The 22,696-nt window shown below is 43.2% G+C and carries 20 protein-coding genes; 11 read left to right on the top strand and 9 right to left on the bottom strand.

Annotation, left to right across the window (positions count from 1 at the left end):
- Window positions 1-277 precede the first annotated feature (277 nt).
- From OCV20_RS18740 to OCV20_RS18750, 3 genes are all read left to right on the top strand, one after another.
- Window positions 278-901 (top strand): helix-turn-helix domain-containing protein, encoded by a 624-nt coding sequence (locus OCV20_RS18740; protein WP_017064652.1) that lies wholly within the window; start codon window positions 278-280, stop codon window positions 899-901.
- A 448-nt stretch (window positions 902-1,349) separates the two neighbouring features.
- Window positions 1,350-2,483 carry a glycine cleavage system aminomethyltransferase GcvT gene (gene gcvT / locus OCV20_RS18745; protein WP_086773880.1) on the top strand — a complete coding sequence of 378 codons (1,134 nt, stop codon included), beginning with the start codon at window positions 1,350-1,352 and terminating at the stop codon, window positions 2,481-2,483.
- Between the two features lie 279 nt (window positions 2,484-2,762).
- A complete protein-coding gene (locus OCV20_RS18750) occupies window positions 2,763-3,821 on the top strand; it encodes a S1 family peptidase (protein WP_086773879.1) in 1,059 nt (352 codons plus the stop codon).
- Between the two features lie 122 nt (window positions 3,822-3,943).
- Here OCV20_RS18750 and OCV20_RS18755 read toward each other — a convergent pair whose 3' ends face one another.
- Entirely contained in the window at window positions 3,944-4,270 is a 327-nt protein-coding gene (locus tag OCV20_RS18755) for a DEAD/DEAH box helicase family protein (RefSeq protein WP_086773878.1), read from the bottom strand.
- A 201-nt stretch (window positions 4,271-4,471) separates the two neighbouring features.
- Between OCV20_RS18755 and OCV20_RS18760 the strand changes: the two genes are divergently transcribed.
- Window positions 4,472-4,789, top strand: coding sequence for a helix-turn-helix transcriptional regulator (locus tag OCV20_RS18760; protein ID WP_048608433.1), 318 nt, complete (start codon window positions 4,472-4,474; stop codon window positions 4,787-4,789).
- A 93-nt stretch (window positions 4,790-4,882) separates the two neighbouring features.
- On the opposite strand, the gene arfB is transcribed toward OCV20_RS18760, so the two are convergent.
- Window positions 4,883-5,293: an alternative ribosome rescue aminoacyl-tRNA hydrolase ArfB gene (arfB, locus tag OCV20_RS18765; RefSeq protein ID WP_061038313.1), complete on the bottom strand. Its 411-nt coding sequence runs from the start codon at window positions 5,291-5,293 to the stop codon at window positions 4,883-4,885.
- 87 nt (window positions 5,294-5,380) lie between these two features.
- On the opposite strand from arfB, the gene OCV20_RS18770 reads away from it, so the two are divergent.
- Window positions 5,381-5,986 (top strand): beta-phosphoglucomutase family hydrolase, encoded by a 606-nt coding sequence (locus OCV20_RS18770; RefSeq protein ID WP_086773877.1) that lies wholly within the window; start codon window positions 5,381-5,383, stop codon window positions 5,984-5,986.
- 64 nt (window positions 5,987-6,050) lie between these two features.
- On the opposite strand, the gene OCV20_RS18775 is transcribed toward OCV20_RS18770, so the two are convergent.
- The 4 genes from OCV20_RS18775 to OCV20_RS18790 all read right to left on the bottom strand — a co-directional run bounded on the left by OCV20_RS18775 (window position 6,051) and on the right by OCV20_RS18790 (window position 12,145).
- Entirely contained in the window at window positions 6,051-7,955 is a 1,905-nt protein-coding gene (locus OCV20_RS18775) for a GGDEF domain-containing protein (RefSeq protein ID WP_086773876.1), read from the bottom strand.
- 237 nt (window positions 7,956-8,192) lie between these two features.
- Window positions 8,193-9,941 (bottom strand): formate--tetrahydrofolate ligase, encoded by a 1,749-nt coding sequence (locus OCV20_RS18780; protein WP_086773875.1) that lies wholly within the window; start codon window positions 9,939-9,941, stop codon window positions 8,193-8,195.
- A gap of 294 nt (window positions 9,942-10,235) precedes the next feature.
- On the bottom strand, window positions 10,236-11,540 hold the full coding sequence (locus tag OCV20_RS18785) for an inosine/guanosine kinase (RefSeq protein WP_048613717.1): 1,305 nt from the start codon (window positions 11,538-11,540) through the stop codon (window positions 10,236-10,238).
- A 128-nt stretch (window positions 11,541-11,668) separates the two neighbouring features.
- Window positions 11,669-12,145, bottom strand: a complete 477-nt coding sequence (locus OCV20_RS18790; protein ID WP_017059837.1) for a CreA family protein — start codon at window positions 12,143-12,145, stop codon at window positions 11,669-11,671.
- A gap of 248 nt (window positions 12,146-12,393) precedes the next feature.
- On the opposite strand from OCV20_RS18790, the gene OCV20_RS18795 reads away from it, so the two are divergent.
- The 3 genes from OCV20_RS18795 to OCV20_RS18805 all read left to right on the top strand — a co-directional run bounded on the left by OCV20_RS18795 (window position 12,394) and on the right by OCV20_RS18805 (window position 15,788).
- A complete protein-coding gene (locus tag OCV20_RS18795) occupies window positions 12,394-12,888 on the top strand; it encodes a hypothetical protein (RefSeq protein ID WP_086773874.1) in 495 nt (164 codons plus the stop codon).
- Between the two features lie 60 nt (window positions 12,889-12,948).
- Complete coding sequence (locus OCV20_RS18800) at window positions 12,949-14,757, top strand: HD domain-containing phosphohydrolase (protein WP_086773873.1); 1,809 nt, start codon at window positions 12,949-12,951, stop codon at window positions 14,755-14,757.
- A 305-nt stretch (window positions 14,758-15,062) separates the two neighbouring features.
- Window positions 15,063-15,788, top strand: coding sequence for an HAD-IA family hydrolase (locus OCV20_RS18805; RefSeq protein ID WP_086773872.1), 726 nt, complete (start codon window positions 15,063-15,065; stop codon window positions 15,786-15,788).
- 407 nt (window positions 15,789-16,195) lie between these two features.
- Here the strand turns inward: OCV20_RS18805 and OCV20_RS18810 are convergent, their stop codons facing one another.
- Together OCV20_RS18810 and OCV20_RS18815 are read right to left on the bottom strand one after the other, a co-directional pair.
- Entirely contained in the window at window positions 16,196-17,620 is a 1,425-nt protein-coding gene (locus OCV20_RS18810; protein ID WP_086773870.1) for a methyl-accepting chemotaxis protein, read from the bottom strand.
- A gap of 148 nt (window positions 17,621-17,768) precedes the next feature.
- Window positions 17,769-18,992: an aromatic amino acid transport family protein gene (locus tag OCV20_RS18815; protein WP_086773869.1), complete on the bottom strand. Its 1,224-nt coding sequence runs from the start codon at window positions 18,990-18,992 to the stop codon at window positions 17,769-17,771.
- Between the two features lie 446 nt (window positions 18,993-19,438).
- Here OCV20_RS18815 and OCV20_RS18820 point away from each other — a divergent pair, with 446 nt between their 5' ends.
- The 3 genes from OCV20_RS18820 (at window position 19,439) to OCV20_RS18830 (ending at window position 21,713) form a co-directional block, all read left to right on the top strand.
- Complete coding sequence (locus OCV20_RS18820; RefSeq protein WP_017059831.1) at window positions 19,439-19,567, top strand: hypothetical protein; 129 nt, start codon at window positions 19,439-19,441, stop codon at window positions 19,565-19,567.
- 205 nt (window positions 19,568-19,772) lie between these two features.
- Complete coding sequence (locus OCV20_RS18825; protein WP_086773868.1) at window positions 19,773-20,384, top strand: acyl carrier protein phosphodiesterase; 612 nt, start codon at window positions 19,773-19,775, stop codon at window positions 20,382-20,384.
- A gap of 57 nt (window positions 20,385-20,441) precedes the next feature.
- Window positions 20,442-21,713 (top strand): DEAD/DEAH box helicase, encoded by a 1,272-nt coding sequence (locus OCV20_RS18830; RefSeq protein ID WP_017059829.1) that lies wholly within the window; start codon window positions 20,442-20,444, stop codon window positions 21,711-21,713.
- Between the two features lie 126 nt (window positions 21,714-21,839).
- Here OCV20_RS18830 and OCV20_RS18835 read toward each other — a convergent pair whose 3' ends face one another.
- Complete coding sequence (locus tag OCV20_RS18835; RefSeq protein ID WP_086773867.1) at window positions 21,840-22,580, bottom strand: TetR/AcrR family transcriptional regulator; 741 nt, start codon at window positions 22,578-22,580, stop codon at window positions 21,840-21,842.
- Window positions 22,581-22,696 lie beyond the last annotated feature (116 nt).

Here is a 22,696-nt window from a genome sequence, read left to right on the forward strand (position 1 = left end):
AGCACGAATTGTTTCCCAAAAAGTTCGGGTAAAAAACAGCTCTTACAAATGTTAAATCTATCATTTGTTGCAAGCTGAAGTAGCATCTCTTCATCTAACAAGTCGATAACATAGCTCCGATAAAATCAATTTTCAACAAAAATTTCCAATAGGAAACAACTTTTCTTGTTTTGCTACAGGGAGCACGCTTTATTTCTCTGTGTGCTCTTTAATCAACAAAGCGCTTCATGCAACAATGAAATTAATAGACAGGAAGCAAGAAATTAATGAGGGACCTATGTCAGAAGACATTTATGATGAGTACCCATCTTTAACGTTGGCGAAGGAAACGTTAGACCAGAATATCGAACCACTTAGGCTTGGCCAGCGTATTAAAGATATCCGCGGCAAGCTTGGGATTACGCTAGAAGAAGCAAGCCAAAGAACAGGCTTGGCGCGTTCTACGCTCAGCAAAATCGAGAACGAACAGATCTCACCAACGTTTCAAGCAATGCAAAAATTGGCGATGGGTTTGCAAATAGATATGCCGCAACTCTTTGAGCCGCCAAGGAAAAAAGTGGCAACAGGACGTCGCGACTTAACCAAGGCAGGCCAAGGTAAACCACACCCAACACCGACTTATGAACATGAGCTGCTTGCGACTGAGCTTTCTAATAAGAAGATGATGCCGTTTAAGAGCCGCGTGAGAGCACGTACTTTTGAAGAGTATAATGATTGGGTGCGTCATGACGGTGAAGAGTTCTTAATGATCATCTCTGGTGATGTGATGTTCTACTCAGAATTCTACGAACCTGTGCCAATGAGCGAAGGCGACAGCATGTATTACGATGCCAATATGGGCCACATGCTGATTTCGACCAGTACAGAAGATGCACTCATTTTGTGGGTGACTGCAAAATAAGTTAACAAACTTAGAATTTCTTATAGTGAATGCAAACGTTTGCTTTTGTTTCGAACGTTAGCCAACAGACGCGATATTGATGTGAAAATCATCAATATCGCGTTTTTGTATGTGTCTATAAATTGTTTTTAAATTGTTAAATGTCACATTTTGAGCTGTTTTAATCTTGTTAAGGGTGTAAAACTTACTCAGGCTTGTTTATTATAGTGAACACGGTTTACTCATGTTGATTGAAGTTTACTGAAGTGAATTCTTAGAAAGTGAGTTGTATGGGATTTGTACAGCTATTCAGATTTATAAAGCTAACAATATAAGCCTATATAAAAGACATCACTTTTTACTATCTACTGTTTCTAACGTTAATCCGTATCGTTAGAGGCGACTCTAAATAGAGATATAAGCGGCAGACTCGATTTTGGACAGCCTGCAACGCTTCATGGAGAATAAAATGACTCAAGAACACGCTAATCAAGACCTACTAAAAACACCACTGCATGCACTTCACGTTGAAGAGGGTGCGAAAATGGTTCCTTTCGCTGGCTACGATATGCCAGTTCAGTACCCACTAGGTGTAAAGAAAGAGCACTTACACACTCGTGACGCTGCCGGTCTTTTTGATGTTTCTCACATGGGGCAACTTCGTCTACATGGTGCAAACGCAGCTGCTGTCTTAGAATCTTTGGTTCCTGTGGATATTATCGACCTTCCTTCTGGTAAACAGCGTTACGCGTTCTTTACTAATGAGCAGGGCGGCATCATGGATGACCTTATGGTTGCAAACCTAGGCGATCACCTATTTGTTGTTGTGAACGCGGCTTGTAAGACACAAGATATCGACCACCTTACTGCGCACCTACCAGCTGACGTAGAGATGGAAGTGATCGATGACCGCGCTCTATTAGCACTTCAAGGCCCTAAAGCGTCTGAAGTTCTTGCTCGTTTCCAACCAAGCGTTTCAGACATGCTGTTCATGGATGTTCAAAAAGTCGATATCGATGGCGTTGAATGCATCGTGAGCCGCAGTGGTTACACGGGTGAAGATGGCTACGAGATCTCTGTACCGAACGATCACGCTGAAGCACTAGCGCGTAAGCTGACTTCAGAAGCTGAAGTTGAGTGGATTGGCCTTGGTGCTCGTGACTCACTTCGTCTTGAGTGTGGTCTATGTCTGTACGGTCACGATCTAGATACAACAACAACACCAGTCGAAGCTAGCCTTCTATGGGGCATTCAAAAAGTGCGTCGTACTGACGGTGAACGTGCAGGCGGTTTCCCTGGCGCTGATATCATCCTTGAGCAAATCGCTACTAAAGACGTTCAACGCAAGCGTGTTGGTCTTGTTGGTCAGACTAAAGCACCAGTACGTGAAGGCGCTGAGCTGTTCGATGCTGAAGACAACAAGATTGGCGTTGTAACAAGTGGTACTGCGGGTCCTAACGCGGGCAAGCCGGTTTCTATGGCTTACGTTCGAACTGATCTAGCGGTTATTGGCACTGAAGTATTCGCTGAAGTTCGTGGCAAGAAGCTACCTATGACAGTAGAAAAAATGCCATTCGTACCTCAACGTTACTACCGTGGCTAATCTCTTTTAAGAGAAACCACTAAGCTAAATGAAAGCCTATTGTTTGCTTCTCTTTACTGGGAAGCCTAACGGTAGGCTTTTTTGTTTTTGGTAGCGTATGTTTTTGTGAGTGTATTAGGTTTAGCGTTACCCACTAACAACGGTTACTTAAAATTCGTTTATAAAATGAGATATGTGGCGATATCGTTACAAATACTTACTATAATCACGGTTGTGACGTGTTATGGTGACGATTCATCATTTTTGTAAATAAGTAGTAGGGGTTACAAGGAGTTAACTATGAACGTAAACCATACAATGAGTCCGGTTCGTAAAGCCGTTTTAGGGCTTTTAGCGCCATTGATTTACACATCAAGTGTTATGGCAACGGAAAACACGGACGAAAGTACTCCTGATGTGGGTGTAACACCTTATATTGTGAATGGTAGCGACGCTACAGTAGCTGAGTTTCCTTCGATGGCGAGCCTGTTCATTGATCGTATTGATTATGACGGTGTTTACTCAACAGGCCCTTACTGTGGTGCGACAATTTTAGATAACTATCATGTACTGACCGCTGCACATTGTATCTATGATGATCAGGATGCTCAACTTTTCACGGTAGTCGTTCCCCAATTGGAAGATACTTCTCTATTCCCTGACGGTAGCATCCAGAAAGTACGAGTATCTGACGTTTTCTATCGCAGTGACTATTCAGACCTTGAATCAAATCTTTTACCGAATGACATTGCTATCTTGAAGTTAGAGTCATCTCTTGGCTTGAGTTCATCTGCTGAAACTCAAATCCCTGTTTTTGAGACATATCGGGACATCAATAATAGCTTTGTCGCAGTCGGTCACGGTAATACAAAGTCAGGCGAGGACAGCACCACTCTGTTACAAAGAGTAGACCTTACATACGTTGATACGATAAATTGCAAGGCTGTATTTGGTCCTTTAGTCACTGAAAAGCAGATTTGTTTCAATGGTAATGGACCGGATAATGACCTCTATGGTGGAACATGCCAAGGTGATTCCGGTGGGCCTGTATTTTGGAAAAATGGCGCGACTTACGAGCAGGTTGGTATAACTAGTTTTGGGCCTAGAGTTTGTGGGGCCGATATCGGAGTAACATCAGTATTTACAGAGATATTTGATTATAAAGATTGGATTACGGATGTAACTAACGGTGTAATCGATAGCACAGAAACTGTCCAGTTTACCGCGACAGAGGCAAAACGAGTTGCTGTTGCTGGTACAAGCTCATCTGGTTCAGGCGGCAGTGGAGGCAGTGTGTCGTTTGGCTTGCTAGGCGCGTTGATGTTGCTCGGTGGGTTTAGAAGAGCGATGTCTCGTTAGATACCCACGTCTTCATGTTATCTAAACAAACGGCCAGTCATTCTACTATGACTGGCCGTTTTTGCTTTGTTCTGTTTGTTTAAGCCGTTGAAAGGTTTAAGCTACTCGTTGATACTAATTGGTTACACACTCAGTACAGTAGACGCTTTTCTACTGTATCTTTCGACAATTACATCCATCTCTTTTACTGCGTCGTTGATACTTTGAATACCGCTTTGTGCGACACCTTTTTCATTTTGGTTCAGAGCAGAAAAGGCCTGCTTCAATTCTTTCTCTTCCAACATACTTCCGTGCAAAAGCACTTCTTTGTAAGTCAGTAGCCTATGCTGCACTGCAATAATTTCTGAGCGGGTATTGTCCGTTTCTAATGCGTGCTTAATGCAAGGAAATGCCAATTTATAACGATTCGCAATTTCCAATATGACGTCTTTCTTATTCGCAATTTGCAATTTTTCTAATTTCCCAACACTTGAATACTCAAGTTACCTAGCCTGTACGTTCACAACTGATATCAGTGTGAAGGTTTATGAAACGTAACGGTTTTTATCAAGCGAATAATATGCCTTTGATGGCTTATGTAAACCATCACAAGTCAATATGGTCTGCTTCTTGCTGAATTTAGGACATAACTGTCTTTTGAGGATGAGCTTATGTCACAAGAACCCATAATATTGGCGCTGATTGAGCGTAGGAAACAAGCCAACTTGTCTCAAGAAAAGTTAGCCTCGAGTGCAGGAATGAGCTTAAAAACTTATCAACGGATTGAACGCGGCGAAGCGGACATCAAGATGTCTCAGTATCGTTCAATCACCAGAACCTTAAAAGTGACGGATTTGGATGTGGTACTTGATATTGTTGGTGCATCACAAGCGACAGCGGAAGATGTAGCAGCGGTCAGTCGTCTGCTGACCAGCGAAGAGCGCCTGTTGTTGATCAAGCTTATTTTGTCGGTCAAAAAGAAGCAGTAGTCTTTCTTCCAAATAAACAGCGTAATGGATCTATTCGTTAGTTAAATTGACAGATACTTCTAGGGTAATGTATCCACTGAGTGCATGAAGCCATCAGCTCACTCTTCCACGCAGCTGTTTGGTGGTGCTTCTCTGTTTCTTGCTTTCTAAACGTCTTTTCTGAGAGCCACGTGTTGGCTTAGTCGCTCGTCTCACTTTTTGAACTTTTGTTGCTTCCAAGATCAGTTCTTTCAAACGCATTAATGCGTCATCTCGGTTTTGTTCCTGCGTTCTATACTGCTGCGCCTTAATGATAATCACGCCATCTTTAGTGATGCGGCTATCTTTGTGTGCGAGAAGCTTTTCTTTATAGAAGTCAGGTAGGGTAGAGTGCTTGATATCAAAACGTAAATGTATCGCGCTCGATACTTTATTGACGTTCTGACCGCCGGCTCCTTGTGCTCTGATCGCTGTTAACTGGAGTTCCCAGTCTTGAATCGAAACAGAGTTAGATATTTGTAACATAAACATCCATTTTGAACGGTAATATGGCGCCATGATACTGAATATTGGTTATGGTATCAGTAACTTTATTAAAGAGTGGTAGTAGTGATGAAAATAGATTTAACGGCATATGAAGGACTAATCTTTGATATGGACGGTACGTTGATCGATACAATGCCTGCACATGTACAGGCGTGGCAGCAAACGGCTGAAGAGTTTGGCTTTCATTTTGAAGCGTCTTGGCTGCATAGCTTGGGTGGCATGCCGAGTTATAAGATAGCCGGTGAGGTGAACAGCAAATACGGTTTATCGCTCGACCCACAAGCGGTCTCTACGTTTAAGATGGCGTCGTTTGCGGCTATTGAAGACAAAGGTGACGTTATCCCTTGTACTCACTCTCTGTTGTTAGAGCATCTGGGTAACAAGAAAATTGCAGTCGGAACGGGCAGTCAACGTAAAAGTGCCGAACAGTTACTGGATAAGACAGACATCTTGAGTAAGCTCGATATTCTCGTGACAGCAACAGACGTTAAGAATCACAAACCAAATCCGGATACTTTCTTAGATGCCTGTTTTGGTATGGGTTTGCAGCCAGAGCAGTGTGTTGTGTTTGAAGATACGAACCTAGGTAAGCAGGCTGCTCATGCTGCGAACATGGATTGTATTCTGGTGGTAGAAGGGAACAAACTAGAGTTCTATCCTGCACCGAGCTGATAGAAAACAGTTGGGGTGTTCAACCGCCAAACTGATAGCCTAGCGGAACAATATTGATTTTTTGTTAGGCAATTTCGCTCATTTCGCTGTCTAGGAACAGGCACACACTGTTTCGACCTGCTGCCTTGGCTTCGTAGAGTGCTAGATCGGCGCACTTGTAGTTAAGAGCAGGGTCGTTAGTCAGGTTGGTGATTCCGCCACTGACCGTCACCACGTTGTCGAGCTCAATACTGACTGCGATTCTCAATCTGTTAAGCACATATTCGGCTTCTTCAGTTGTGGTGTGAGGCAGAATAACGCCAAATTCTTCACCACCAATGCGAGCCACAAAATCAGTTTCTCGACATTCACGTTGTAATACCTGAGCAACGGTTTGAATAACGCGATCACCATAATCGTGACCAAATCTGTCGTTGATGCGTTTAAAGTGGTCTATGTCCAAAATCGCTAAGCAAGACTGTTCGCGAGTAGGGTACCGATTCACACGAGAGCACTCATCTCTCAGCTCAAGATCGAACTTACGGCGGTTCCAACACCCAGCCAAGGCATCTTTTTCGCTCAGGTTTCTCAGTTTGTTTTCTAGCTCTTTGTGTTTACTGATATCCACAAATGAAGCGACATAAAACTGAATCACGTCTTTCGAATCTTTGATGGTTTGGATTCGCAATATTTCCGTAATCAAAGACCCGTCTTTACGACGATTAACCACTTCGCCTTCCCACATGCCTTTCGCTTTGATGATGCTCCACATCTTGATGTAGAACTCTTCGTTGTAGCGACCAGAGGCAAACATGGACGGTTGGCGGCCTTTTACGTCTTCTAACTCGTAGCCACTCACACGGGTGAACTCTTGGTTTACCTTGATGATTCGGTTGTTTCTGTCGGTAATCACCAAGGCAGACATACCATTCATCGCGGCCTTAGCAAGTTGGCTCTCGATACTGTTCTTCTTGTGGTTGCTGTTCCACAATACGAAGCCAGCGGAGATCATCGAAATCAAGAAAGATAAGGTGATGATCTGAACGACAATCGCTTGTTTTTCTTGTCGGTATTGACTGCTGAAATGCTGATTTTCAATGTGAAGAACCATGTAAATAGGGCCTGCAAACTGCTTTATCTTTGGGCTGATGTCAGAGTGGAAATACCAGTTCTTACCATCGAAATAGCTAGACGAAGAGTTGGATTGAATATCTTTCCAAAGCGCCGGATATAGCTTTGCGTATGTCTTGTCTGAACGTGACTCTAAAACATGTCCAAATGATTCAGCCGGGTCGGGGCCCATGATGACATGGCCAGTTTTGTTTAGAATGACCGGGACTGCAGCTGAGTCTCCGATTTGGTAATGAAGACGCTTGTAAATCTCAAGCATGTTTAGATTTGCAATGAAGTAACCAATAATTCGATTCCCTTCAGCGACTGGCGTCATAATGCGAAGCGCCGGCGTTAACGGGTGGATGATTTCTCCATTTTCCATTTCTAGGTCAATGCCTCTAGAGCTGACATCGCCAATCTCTAATTTCTGTAGCATCTGGTAGTAATCTCGAGAGGATTTGTTTTGCAGTTCGTTCTCTGGGACGACAGTTGCTTTACCGTCTTTGTAGTTAACGCGGAACACTTCGTTTCCAGCTAGATCGAGATAACGAAGCTGAGAATAGTATTTTTGGCCACGAGCTAACATCACCCAAAGATCTTGCAGGGTTTCTTTATGGATAATAGAAGGTTCTTGAATCGCTCGGAGTAGTGTTTGAGAGTCGGCGATAGAAGGAACAGCGTTAGATATTTGCTCAACAATAACAGCGAGCTCATGAAAGCTGTATTCGATTTGGTTCTGACTGGACTGTTTGATATTTAGCGTGTGCTGAGCTTCAACCCTGTCGAATTCAGAGTTTATGTAGAGGGCAGGGACTAGTCCTAGGGCAAAGATGGTACATAGAAATTGGCTGACTAGTTTTTTTATACTTGTATTCATCACTGTCCTCAAAGAATCAGCGCAATACTATATATTTTATAAGGTTTTTAATGTGATCTTGACCCAGAAGTTAAAACAAGATTCGCATATAACTACGATTTTAGTGCAACTTTTTGCACTTGGGCTTGATTGTTGAGCAATCACTTCGTTAGGGAATGATTGCTCAATATAGAACACCGCTCTGAAAATTGAGCCAAATTAATCGCGATTAATTGCCATTTATCTAGCTAAGAGCATCTAGCTTAGGCCGACGATATTTCCATTACTATCAATATCTAACGACATGAACGCCGGTTTATCAGGCAAGCCTGGCATGGTCATCACATTGCCGCACAACGCGTAAATAAAGCCAGCACCAGCACACAATTTTAGTTCTCTAACAGGCACGTCAAATTGAGTGGGTGCACCTTTAATGTGTGCTTCTGTTGAGATCGATAGTGGTGTTTTTGCCAAACAAACCGATAGGTCGCTATAGCCATGCAGTTTGAATTCAGCCAGTTGTTTTTTAGCCAGTGGAGATAGCGAAATACTTGCCGCGCCATAACCAACTTCAGCGACTGCCATTAGCTTTTCTTCTAGGCTTTGCTCTGAGTGATACAAAGGCTTAAATTCACTCTGTTTTTGGCAAGCTTTTACCACGGCGTGAGCCAGTTGAGTTGCCCCCTCACCACCTTGACCAAATGCTTCGCTTACTTCAACGCTAACGCTTGAGTCGAAGTCGGTGATCATCTGTTTCAAAGCATTGAGCTCTTGAGCTGAGTCTTGTGGGAATCGGTTAATCGCAACAACTGTAGGCACTTGGTATTGCTTAACGTTGTTGATGTGCCATTTTAGGTTCTCAAAGCCTGCAATTAGCGCGTCTTGGTCATCATTAAAGATTGAATCTGGTAATGGAGTCCCCGGTCTCAAATCGTATAAACCAGAGTTGGCCTTTAATCCACGTAATGTAGCGACAACTACGGCGCAATCGGGCTTCTTGTTCGACGCTTTGACCTTGATGTTGCACGCTTTCTCAAAGCCCATATCTGAGCCGAAACCACCTTCGGTCACGACAAAGTCACTCAGTTTTAACGCTATCTTATCGGCAATAATTGAAGAGTTACCATGTGCAATGTTCGCGAAAGGCCCGGCGTGAATTAGGGTCGGAACGCCTTCAAGGGTTTGCATCAATGTTGGTTCAATAGAATCCTTCATTGTTACGGTCATTGCGCCTGCGACGTTGAAGTCATCTGCGGTTAACGGCAAGCCTTGTTTGTTGTAAGCAAGTACCACTCGTCCGATTCGCTTTCTCAAATCTTGAAGGTCATTGGCTAGTGCAAGGATAGCCATCAGCTCTGAAGCGGCTGAGATATCAAATCCATCTTCTCGCTCAAAGCCGTTAATTGTTTTGTCTGCTTCGTTCTTGCCAACCGTGATCATGCGTAATGCGCGATCATTGTGGTCAAGTACACGTCGCCAAACGATTCTGCTTGGGTCGATATCCAGTGCTTTTAAGCCTGAGCGCGTTTCAAAGGCTTCTAACCCTTCACGCTGTTCATGATACAAACGTGCATCAATGGCCGCAGAGGCGAGGTTGTGAGCGGCCGTAACAGCATGAATATCGCCTGTCAGGTGCAGGTTTAATTGTTCCATAGGGGCAACTTGAGAGTAACCACCACCCGCAGCGCCGCCTTTTACACCAAATACCGGGCCCATTGAAGGCTGACGAATGCAGGCCATTGCAGATTGGTTAATCTTTGCGAGGCCTTGTGCTAATCCGATAGTAGTGACGGTTTTGCCTTCACCAAGAGGTGTCGGTGTGATCGCCGTGACTACGACTAATTTACCATCTTGTTGGTTAGCGAGGCGTTCAAGTGATGTGAGAGACACTTTAGATTTGAATTGCCCTAATGGCTGATGTTCGTTGTGGTGCAGGCCAGCTTGCTTGGCAACCTCACTGATGTTTTTAAGGGGAGTAGAGCGACAAATATCAATATCAGACAGCATATTTGATCCTTATATCAGAACCGAAAGGTGGTACGTAACCGTTTGCGTGGCGATAGTACTGTATAAATTTGCCAAGTAAAGGCAAACCACACGAATTATGTGCTGGAAGATAACAGATCTAAAGAGTCATTGCGCGAGATCAAGTCTTAAACGAGCAAAATATTCGATCTGATTACCTTGAGCTGCCGTTATATTGGCGTTGTATACAAAAAGGGCTGCATATAGCAGCCCTTCAAGGAATGGGTAATCTCACTTGGCGTTAACCTTTAAGAGGTAACTGCCTATTATGGTCGATTAACGATCCCAGTATGTTTCTTCTAAGCTATCTTCGCGTTCAGGTAGTGCACGAGAAAGGCGAGGAGAGTGCTGAGTCAACACTTCGTAGCTTACACGGTTTGCGTACTTACAAATTTGAGACAGTGAAGAGTAAGTTAGACAAGTGTGCTCGTGTTTCTCTGAGTTTGGTACATTCACGTGGTGGTAGCTGTTTGCTGCCATGTCGTGAAGTAGTGCTGAAAGTGCACCATCGCCAGCGCCATTGGTATTCTTAATCTCAAGGGGGCCACCTAGGTAAGGGCCAATGTGAGAGTACACTTTTACTGGGTCTTTACAGTCTTGCTTACGCATCGCACGGCTGAATTCGTATTTATTGAACTCAGGGATGTTACCCGGTAACAATGGCAGTGTGGTTTCGCGTTTCGCTGGTTCGTCAGTATAACCTGCCATGTATAGACCAATAGGGCCAGCAGTACATAGAACTAGGTCAACCCACTCAAGTGCTTTGTTAGCAGCCAATAGAGGATCTTTTTCACCCGTTAGCGCTTCACCTTCGTCTTCGTTCATCGCGACGATGGTTACGTTTTCTTTCAGGTATTCTTGCCACCATTCAGCGTTGCCTTCGATCACATACTTAGTACCAAGTGTTAATACAACAGGCACATTGTGCGCTTTCGCGTATTCAATCGCTTTTTGTACCGCTTTTGGCATCGGATCTTCAGGTTTGCCACGCATTAGGTATGACGACACAACCAATGCAGAAGCTTTCTCGAACACTTTTTCAGGAATGCTTTCTGGAAGAAGTTGGTTCATGTGGCCTTCATTGATTGCAAACGTACGTTCGCCATCTTCAGAAATAAGCGTGTAGCAACGACCGATTGGACCATCAACAGTTTGAAGGTGGTTTAGATTCATACGAGAAGAAGTGCGGCAAAGGTAACGATAACCAAATGAGCCAACTTCAATCTTCTTAGACATCACGCCAAGCAGGACAGATTTGCTGTCTGCAAGTACGGAATAGTTGTGCAGTGTGTTGCCGATAGTATCGCCAGGGTATTGATGCGTGATCAAACCGCGCTCAACTAACTCTTCATACAGCGCATCTGCTTTACTTTCTTCCAATACCAGTGAGTGACCTTTACTCAGCTCGTATTTTTCTAGGAACTCGTTGTCAACACGGGCTTCGATGTCAACAATCGTTTGACCTATACCGACCACTGTTGCGCGGTGTAGTTTAGGTGTTTGTTGAATTTGGTTGACCAACGGATCACGTGCGTGAGTTGGAAAGTAGTGCTTAGATTTACGCTGTCCAGGAAACTTCATATGAAAAATACAGTGAAAAAATTTTGCCGCATGATATCACATTTTGTTTCTGTTTCTTTCATTTTTATTACATTTTGAATCACCTGCACAATGTCTGTACAGGTGATTAGGCTTACTTGTGTTTAAGGCTATTCAGCAGGAACAAGTGTTGCTGGATCTACGTAAGCCTCTGTACCCCAAAGAGGAACAGTTGAAAGGCTATGTTTGAAACTGCCTTCCGTTTCTTTGGTGGTGTAAGACAAGTAAAGCAGCGACTGATTCTCTGCATCGTAGATACGACGAACCTTCATTGTTTTAAAGAAGATACTTTTTGATTGCTTGAATACCACTTCGCCAGACTTACTCTTGTCTATTTGAGCAATCATTTCTGGTGTAATTTCACCTGTTTGACGACAAGAGATAGAGCTATCACTTGGATCAGAAAGGCTAAGGTTTGCTTCGATTGATGCGATATGACAGGTAACACCTGCGATCTTATCGTCGTCTAATGAAGACATCTTGATATCCTTCATTGTGAAGAAACCCAGTGAGACGTCGCCAACCTCGTTGTCCGAACAGCCAGCTAACATTGTTACGATACCTGCTGCTATTAAGGCTTTTTTCATAAGAAGTCCTTTTTATTTATATAGTTCTGTTTACTATAAGGATATTGAAAGCTTGAATACGAGTGTAGAGCTTTTCGCTAAGTTCTTAAAGGATGTTGTTGGATAATGAAAAATATGAAGCATTTAAAGTACTTGTTGGCCTTGGTCATGCTCTGTATGCTCTCTGCTTGTAGCTCGGCACCTCAGCCGACCGTATGTCTTCCAAATAACTGCGATATTTGGGGATACTAACCGTAGGTACTAAAAGAATGAATAACGAAATACCTGAAATTGCACACAAGAAAAACCAATGGCTATTTAGTCAGCTCGATATTGCTTACCCCGCAAAAGAGAGCCTCCTCGGCCGCGAACTTTATCAAAGCAAACTTCCATCCAAGACATACCAACTCCTAGCACAAGATCAAACTCCTTCCCAAATTGATGAACTGCATAAAGTCGATTTCCATAAATTGACCGTGCTATTTTCACTTAACCAAGCAAGCGTTTACCAAGATGAAACCGAAAGGGCACACATGCTTGAGTTCTTGAGCCAAATTATGCTTTCTGACGATCATGTCTTATATATTGGTACTCAAAACGGTGAAGTTGTGGCGAGCGCTATCGTCACAGAAGCGGATGATTCCCTATTGATCTCGGATCTCGTTGCTGGAAATGGTCAAAGTATCAACAACTTTGCTAAGCAGTTACACGATTTTTGGGCACAAGATCATGCTTCTAGCGATAAAGTGTGGATCGAGAACTAAAGATTCTTTGACAAAGCGTTAATCTAAGTACAATACCCCGTCTTATTTAAAGGGTATTGTATGTACAAGCTATTGATATCAATCGCTGTATTGTGTGTTAGCGCTTATTCTTCACTCAGCTTTGCTAACGACTGGGATATAAAACGCATCCTAGTTTTACACTCATACGAACCTTCTTATCAATGGACTGCTGACTTCCAAAAAGGGATAGACAGTGCGTTCAGCCAGTCTCAAACCGAAGTTAAACTCTCAATAGAGTATTTGGATTCAAAGCGTGTCCACAGCCCTGAGTATTACGAATCTCTTGCGAACTACTTACGTGCGAAATATGCAGGTTATAAATTTGATGGCGTAATTGCGACGGACGATAACGCGGCCAATTTTCTTGAATCTCTGCCTAATTTGATTGATCGCTCCACACCTGTCGTTGCAGCCGGCATCAATGATTTCAGTACCGACATGTACGCCGTGTCTGACAGAGCAACCGTGCTTTATGAGAACGATCAGATAGACGTTAATATTAAGCTGATCTCCAAATTAAGACCTAATCTAAAGAATCTCTATTTTGTAAATGATTACAGTGTCACGTCTGAATTGATTCATAAAGAAATGAACAAAATGATGGCTGAATTTCCAAATATCAATCTCGTAGAAATTCGCGACTTGTCGCTGGAGCATACGAGCCAGTTTTTGGAAGGGATCTCTGCGGACGATGCGGTGTTGCTCAGTCATTACAACACTGAGTTGAAGCAAGGGGTTTACCACACTTACCAAGAGATTGCGGATACGTTGTCAAAAGCGAGTGCTGCCCCGGTGTTTGCTTTATGGCAGTTCTATATTTCGGGTGATGTACTCGGTGGTTACGTTAATCACTCACAAAGCATGGGTGAAGAAGCAGTCGATGCGTTGGATAAATACCTTCCTCTTGGTTTTACGACACCGTTAACTCCCGGAGACAACAAACGTTTTGTATTCAATTACCCTGCAATGAAGCGATACGGGATTAGCGCAAACGCGTTACCTGACGAAGCGGTTTTTATTAACGAGCCTTCATCCTTTATTCGCAAAAACTTCCAGTTGTTATTGGGGCTGTCGATGGTGATTGCGGGTTTAAGCCTGATCATCTTGATGCAATTCGTTACTCTGCGCCAAAAGAAAGAGTTGGCGAATAAGAGCAAACGAATCTTAAAGCTTCAGAAACAGACCTTGAATATCCAAAAGGATATGATTCATGTTCTCGGAGAAGCAATTGAAACTCGCTCTGGCGAAACAGGTAATCACGTTAAGCGTGTAGCCAAGCTGTCTGCATTGCTAGCGAAGTATCGTGGCTTGAGCCATCGTGAGGTCGAGATGATTGAGATCATCAGCCCAATGCACGATGTGGGTAAGATTTCAGTCCCTGAATCAATCTTGGACAAACCTGGGAAATTAACCGACCAAGAGTGGGAGGTGATGAAGCTTCATACTACGGCTGGCTATAACTTACTAAAGAGCGGAGCGGGTGATATTACCAACCTCGCGGCAATCATTGCTAACGAACATCACGAGCGTTGGGATGGCGCTGGATACCCGAATGGCAAAGTGGGTGATGAAATACACCTGTTTGCTCGTATCACCGCCGTAGCCGATGTATTTGATGCGCTGCTTAGTGCGCGTTGCTACAAAGAACCGTGGCCATTAGAGATGGTGGTCGATTTGTTTGAGCGAGAGTGTGGCTACCAGTTTGATCCGCAGCTAACCAAATTGCTACTGAAACACTTACCCGAGTTTGTTGCTATCCGAGATTTGTATCCCGATACTGGAACTTTGGAATATGCGTCTTCACCTACTATTGAAGCAAAGGTATTAGAAGAGTCGGTTGTTAGCTAACTGTCGTTCTATCTGAGTTGCCTATACGTCTTGGCTTCTTTATCTATTCACCACGATCCGGCTAGGAAGTGGTGATTTATATTTTCCACTGAAATTGAGTCACTTATGTAAACCTCGCAGTATTTGGTTTCGTAGAATATGGGTTAATTTGATGAAAACTGTTGCTTATGCGGCGTGATAAAGTGATCAATCCCATATTTCGCGAATCGAAATAAGCCTGTATCCGCAAACTGTTACCTCAATCATCTCGCCCATTGAAAGAACACTATAGGATAAAACTTGGATTCAATCTGAGTGAGATACCTATGCGGTTAGAACAGACTAAATGTGTGATTTTCGATTGTGACGGAACACTTATCGATAGTGAAAAGCTGTGCTGCCAAGCTTTGGTGAACGTTTTCACTGGCTTTGGGGCGGAGCTAAACGTCAACGACTGCTATGCGCACTTTCAAGGCGGGAAGCTAGCCGACATCTTAATGGATACACAAGAACGTCTTGGGCTATCTATCTCAATTGATACACTCGAACCGTTATATCGCACTGAATTAGAAGCACTGTTCCAACGTCATTTAAAACCGATGGAAGGCGCTATCGAACTTATTGAATTCCTCAAACAACAAGACATTGAGTTTTGTATCGCTTCCAATGCACCGAAATCTAGAGTTGAATCTTCATTGGCGATGACAGGCATGCTAGATGACTTCAAAGGCAAAGTGTTCTCAGCTTTTGATGCTAATAGTTGGAAGCCAGAGCCTGATCTAATCATGTACACCGCCATGAACATGGGCTTTCTACCGAATGAGTGCATCTACGTGGATGATACGTTGAAAGGGATTGAGGCTGGTGTTCGCGCGGGTATCCAATCGTTTCGATTACGCCCGAGTATTGATGAAGCAATCGTAGATTCCGAAGCCGACTCAGCAGAACTCGCGGCTCAGGATATCTACAGTCTAGAAGAAATTTCAGTGTGGATTAATGGCAAGCACTGCTCAAATGGTGGTATATCGAATTCTGCAGCTTTGGTGGGGTAGAGCTTATCTGAAGGCTGACTACCTTACTAAATTGTTTGGTATGGAAACCGCAAGATGCACAAGTAAACTTTTCTCCACTTTCTGAAAGCAGATACTCGTCGTGTTGGCATAAAGGGCATGTAATGTCGTCGGTGTTTGGTGTTTCTGTTTTATTCATTATGTGTCACCTGCAGCAAGAGGGTAAGCGAAAAAAGACCCGTTCAATTAGATTACTCCTAAGCTCGAATATTAGACAGTTCTGACACTTCTTAATCTCCCCTTTGCGACTTGCTTCATGGTAATTGATAATGTCATCGTTATTGACCATGCCTCTTGTAATGTTATTAAACAAAAGCCAAAAAAAAGGACCCATTACGAGTCCTCATTAGTTTGTTTTCAATTCACGCCACTAGTTCGCCAGTTGAGTCTTAAGTGCGGTAGCGTGCCAACGTCTGAGACAGAGAAACCGACGCTTCTGTTAGTCTAGATACACCATTTGAAGAGTTTTGAGCGACGTCTTTAATCACATCGGATTGGCTGCGAATATCGTTAAGTTCAGCTGCAATCGTATTGGCAACGTTACTTTGCTCATCGGCTGATGTTGCGATTTGGATACTCATGTCCATCAGTGCTTGAGCTGAATCTGCAATAGAATTTACGTCGTGACCAATGTCCGAAATCAGTTGGCTACTGGTTTGCGCTTGATCAACCGTCTGTTCGGTGATCTTCGCGATATTTTGGCTCTCTTGTTGTAAGCGCTCAATCATCGCTTGGATTTCTACCGTAGCTGATTGAGTGCGGCTTGCCAGTGTTCTTACTTCATCAGCAACAACAGCGAAACCACGGCCTTGTTCGCCCGCACGAGCGGCTTCAATCGCGGCATTCAAAGCAAGTAAGTTAGTTTGCTCTGAAATAGCATTGATCGTCGTGATGACTTCGTTAATTTGGCTCGTGTTCACATTCAAGCTAGTAACAGAAGATGAGGTTTGCTCAATCAAAGAAGAAAGGGTGGTGATTTCCGAGATTGCCTGTTGAACTTTTGCGTGGCTATCGTTGATTTGCTGCGCGTCTTGCTCTGTTTGTTCCGTTGAACGTGCAGAGATGTTAGAGACTTCATTTGCCGAAGCTGTCATTTGATCCATTGCTGTCGCTACAGAGTCCAGAGAGGCGTTTTGGCTCATGATTTGTGTTTCGCTGCGCTTCATCTCTGTTTCGAAAGAAGCCGACGTTTCACTTAGCGTTGCTGCACTGTGGTTTACGTTGTTGACTAACTCACTAAGCGTGTCCATTGAACGGTCAAGCGCACAACCAATCGTACCAAATTCGTCACGGCCAGGGTGGAAGCCAAGGCGTGATGTTAAGTCACCATCACCAATCTTTTGAGTCGTTGAGTAAAGAACCCAAAGTGCGCCGCCTAGGAAGGTCGCTACCCAGTAACAGAAAAGACCAAAAGGCACACACCACAAAAAGCTCAGTAATAAAGTGTACAGTGCTTGCTGCTTTTGATTCTGTATATCGTTAGTTGAAACGGTAAGTGAGTAGTATTTGCCATCTTGTGCGAGTGCTGTGGCAGTCACCGAACCATTGTTTGAAATAGTGGTTTGTTGAGCGCGAGTTTGATGGCTAACAGAGCGAACAGAAGCAGGGGAATCTGATGCTGATAAAATGCCTTGCAGTTGATACTCGACCTGTTGTTTTGCAGTTACGTCAATGTGTTCCATTTTGTTGGCGTAGTTCAGTCCAGCCAGGCTTACCAAAGCGGCAAAAAAGATTAAGAAAATGACCCAAAACTTGTCGTTGATCGACATCTTGATAAACAGTTTGTCTATCGTTCGAAATTGTACTTCTTTCATAAAAACTCCACGGTAAATCCTTTACCGTGGACTCTAAATAACCGACCTCAATAAAAATGTGACTTCAATCGACTAATTGTGAAAATTAATGATAGTGACATGTTATTTATGAGATCTGGATCGATAAAACTAGTTATTTATAGGTTTATTAGCCCAAAGAAGGCAGTAACCCTACTGAAATAAGAACTTGAATGGCAATGATAAATACGCCAACGCTACCTGCTAAAAACAGCGCTTTGCTACCGCCTAACACTTGGTAACTGGCTTCTGCAGATTGAGGTTTGACAGAGAAATCAGTGTAACGAACCTTGTAGACCATCACTGTTGGTAACAGAATCGCGAGCACTGAAAGTGCAATGGCTGCATAGCCTAAAGCCATGATGAAGCCTTGTGGGTAAAATAAGGCAAAACCCAGTGGCGGTAAGAAGGTGATAGCAGCTGTCTTAACACGTTTCGCGTTACCTAGTTTCTTGCTCAGTGAGTCGCCCATGAATTCAAATAAACCCAAGCTCACACCAATAAAAGATGTCAGCAGTGCTAGGTCCGCGAATACACCGACGATCACGCTTAGGTTGGATTGATGAACAGTCTGTGATAGTGAGACTAATAGCGCGCCTAAACTTGTATCAGACAATAATTGCTCTTGGCTAATCACACCCAAAGTAACACTTTGCCAGAAAACGTAGATAACCAGAGGCAGTGCCGAGCCAATAATCATTACCTTACGTAAAGAACGAACGTCACCATCTAGGTATCTAACGATTGATGGGATGCTGCCGTGGAAACCAAAAGAGGTAAACACAACCGGAATCGCCGCAACAATCAGGCCTTGCTGTAAAGGCATGCTCATTAAGTATTGAGAGGTAATGTTTGGCGCTAGGAAGCTGAGTACCAAAACCATCGCGATAAGCTTCAAGCCAAACAAAACGCGGTTAACTTTATCAACACTGTGTGTACCAATCGTCACAACGCCGGCAACTAATAGGGTAAATAGAAGCGTGGTGATTTGAGCATTGAGTTCGATACCCGCGATATCCGAAATTCGTTGGTTAAATTGCGCACCGCCGCCAGCTATGTATGCCGAACACAGAGCGTAGAAAAGAAACATTACCGCGAAGCTCGCAATCCACTTTCCTTTTGTCCCTAAAATGGTATGAGCTAACGTGTGTAGGGTAGCGTCAGATTCTGCGAATTGGTGAAGTTCTACCATTAATAGCGCCGTAAAGGCCATTAACGCCCATAAACCCAGCATCAAGAAAAGTGAAGTTGAAAAGCCAATACCTGCAGAAGCAAGTGGAAGAGCGAGCATGCCAGCACCAATGGTTGTGCCTGCAATGATCAAAGTACTACCAAAAACCTTTGATTTATTCATTGTATATAATTCTTTACGTTAGGGTGTGTTTTCATTGCAATTCTTCTAGTTTAAGCGCATAAACCCAAAGAATATCTCGATTTTGAAGTATTCTGATTGAGTTTAATTCCAAATGCAATGCCTAATGTAATTAAAAATACCCACTGTAAATTAATGTTTACATAAAGGGGCGTAGCAGCATTCAAATGAGCAAAGCAAACGTTTGACCATGACCGGCTTCAAAATTTATAGAGTAATTTGTTGTACTTGGTGTAAGGTGGCAGTACATATGTTGTTCGCGTATACCCCTTTAGCGTAAAAAAGCGTTAATGATCGCGAGTAGCTTTAAGCTATGAATATGGAATGGGTAGAGTAGAGTGCGTTCATCAAAGTGACATAATATAAGTCCAAGATGGTGCACTAGTTAATAGGACATCATGTCCACATCAAGGAATAGAGGGGGCACAATGAGTGACCAATCTTATAATGACGAAAGTCTAGAGTTGTTAGATGCTATGGAAATTGGCATTGATTTGTCTGACTATGAACAGACAGTGAAACAGTTAGCAGAAGAGCTTTTCAAGTCATCGAACTAAGCTTTTAAGATCTTTAATTCAGTTTCAACTGAAACGTTTTAAAGCTAAAAGTTTTCTTAGCTAAAGCTTCTCAAAGCAAACAATTCTAAACTGAGCAAATCTTATTCGCTCACACGTCATACCAAAACTATCCTCATTAAAGTTCGCGAAGATAAACGAGTACGTTTACCATGTTACTTAGTTCTCGATACTTTAATGAGGTTCAATGAACTTTCTCGCACACCTTCACATCGCCAAGCACTGTAACAGCAACTTAGCAGGTAACCTGTTGGGTGATTTTGTTAAAGGCGACCCTAATAAACACTATTCTGACTCCCTTTCTGACGGCATTAGGCTTCATCGATTTGTTGATAGCTATACTGATCGTCATGATGTATCTCGTTCTGCAAAATCACTTTTCTCAGACCAAACACGACGCTTTGCGCCTATCGCACTCGATGTATTTTGGGATCACTGCTTAGCCAATCATTGGGCTCAGTTTTCACAGCAGACATTAGAGCGTTTTTGTTTAGATAGCCATGAGCAGATCTTTGAGCATCAAGAGCCGCACTGGCCAGAAAATTTCGTTATGGTCCATCAGAAAATGGCTGAACACAGATGGTTAGAGAGCTATCAAGACATGTCGTCTATAGAGGTGGTATTGCAGCGAATGGCGTTGAGAAGGCCCAAGCTCAGTATGCTCGAGGCATGTTACGATGACCTCGAACGTCACTACGATACGTTGCAGTGTCACTTTAATGAGCTTTATCCCAACGTTTTAGAAGAAGCGAAGCTGTTTAATGCGCTTCAAATGAAGAAAAATCAAAAGGAAAGGTAAACAGCGTAATGCAGGTTTGCTACAATCCGCGCCTATTTAATCTTTGAGCATCATACTATGTCTGAATCTACAAAATCTTTTAACCAACTAGGATTATCTGAGCATCTTCTTGCCACGTTATCAGAGCTTAATTTTACGGCTCCGACCAGCGTTCAAGAACAAGCGATTCCATTGGTATTAGAAGGCAAAGATGTACTGGCTGGTGCTCAAACGGGTACAGGTAAAACGGCCGCGTTTGGTTTACCGATTATTCAAAGATTAATCGAGACAAAAGACAACGTTATTCCGAACCCTAAGCTCGTTCGTGCGCTTGTATTAGTGCCAACTCGTGAATTGGCACAACAGGTTTTCGATAACTTAACTAGCTACGCAAAGGGCACCGACATTAAAGTCGTGGTGGCTTACGGCGGCGTTAGCATGAAGGTTCAAACTGATAACCTACGCGGTGGCGCAGATATTCTTGTCGCGACGCCTGGTCGCCTTATTGATCACATGTTCACTAGAAACATCATGTTGAGCCAAACGGAAGTACTGGTACTGGATGAAGCTGACCGTATGTTAGATATGGGTTTCATGCCTGACATCAAGCGTATTCTTTCTCGCATGAATGAAGTGCGTCAAACCCTGTTCTTCTCTGCAACGTTTGATAACAAAATCAAAGCGATTGCACACCGTATGATGCAAAAGCCAAGTGAAATTCAAGTTACGCCAAAAAACAGCACCGCTGAAACCGTAACACAGATGGTTTACCCGGTAGATAAGTCGCGTAAAAGTGAATTGTTAGCGTATTTGATTGGCTCAAAAAACTGGCAACAAGTGTTGGTGTTCACTAAGACTAAGCAGGGTACTGATGCTCTCGTAAAAGAGCTTAAGTTAGACGGCATTAAAGCGGCATCAATCAATGGCGATAAGAGCCAAGGTGCGCGTCAAAAAGCCCTAGACGATTTCAAGTCAGGCAAAGTTCGTGCGTTGATCGCAACCGACGTGGCAGCTCGTGGTATCGATATCCAACAGTTAGAACAAGTTGTGAACTATGACATGCCATTCAAAGCAGAAGATTATGTTCACCGCATTGGACGAACTGGGCGTGCAGGTAACAGTGGATTAGCGATCTCTTTGATGAGTCAGGATGAAGCTTACCTATTGGGTGATATTGAGCGATTACTTGATACTCGCTTGCCTCAAGAGTGGCTAGAGGGCTTTGAACCAAGCTTAGAAAAAGATCTAGCGCCCGATCGTGGTGGTCGCAGCAAGAGTCGTTCATCAGAAAAACGTAAGATGAAAGCGAAGCTTAAGATTCATCAAAATCGCGGTAAAGCTCGTCGCTAAAAAGCTGGACAAAGCTCTAGTTTAAAGATCTCTACATATAAAAATGCGCCGTTGCAGTTAGTTCTGTAACGGCGCATTTTTGTTTCAAGTAAATCAAATTACGACCAAGGAAGATAAAACACTGGGTTAATGATGTTCTTGGTTGCACTTCCATACACAGGGCACTTCATAAATCAGCTCTTCAATCGAGGTTGGATTTAGAACCCACTCTTCACCAATATTGAACTTGCTTACCATCTGCGTGTTGAAAAGCTGCCAATGCTTAAGTAGGGCGTCTTCGGGTGAGGTGACCATATCACCTTCATTCCAAGTGCTTTCCATAAAGGGAGTGAGGCATACTGCTCCGTGCGCATACATGATCATTTGCCACTTAATCTCATAAATGTTGATCAAGCTCTCTGGATTCGCATCGTTATACTGTTCAGCTAACATGTTGATTTCTTTTTCGACATCGCCAACATTGTCGATAAAGTAATCGACCAAGTTATCTTTTTGACGAACAGAGTCAGTGATAAGTTGCATCGGTTTTCGTGAGTGAATCATGTTGCTAAAGAGGCGCATACTAAATAAATAGATAGTAATGTTTGGTGCGACGCCTTTTGGTAACTCTTCCATAATCTTAGCAATATAAGACTGAAAATAGGCGTGTAAACAATCGCTTATCGCATGCCAGATTTTTTCTTTGCTGCCAAAGTGGTGGCGAATAAGGCTATGCGATACACCGGCTTTCTCACTGATGTTACGAAGCGAAACGCTATCATAACCCTGCTCACAGAACATATCCGCAGCAACACCCATGATCAAAAATCTAGTCTCTTCAGCGTCTTTTGCGCTTCTTCTACCTTGTTTCTTTTCGGTCATCTTCATTTCACATAATTACCTGATTACCACATTCTACACTGTTTTTACTGAAATAAAAAATACTGCACAACTGGAAAGTAAAGCTTGAGAATTATTTAATATTAAATATACTGCCCACCTGT

Origin of the sequence: Vibrio coralliirubri (assembly GCF_024347375.1) — a bacterium.
Classification (GTDB): Bacteria; Pseudomonadota; Gammaproteobacteria; order Enterobacterales; family Vibrionaceae; genus Vibrio; species Vibrio coralliirubri.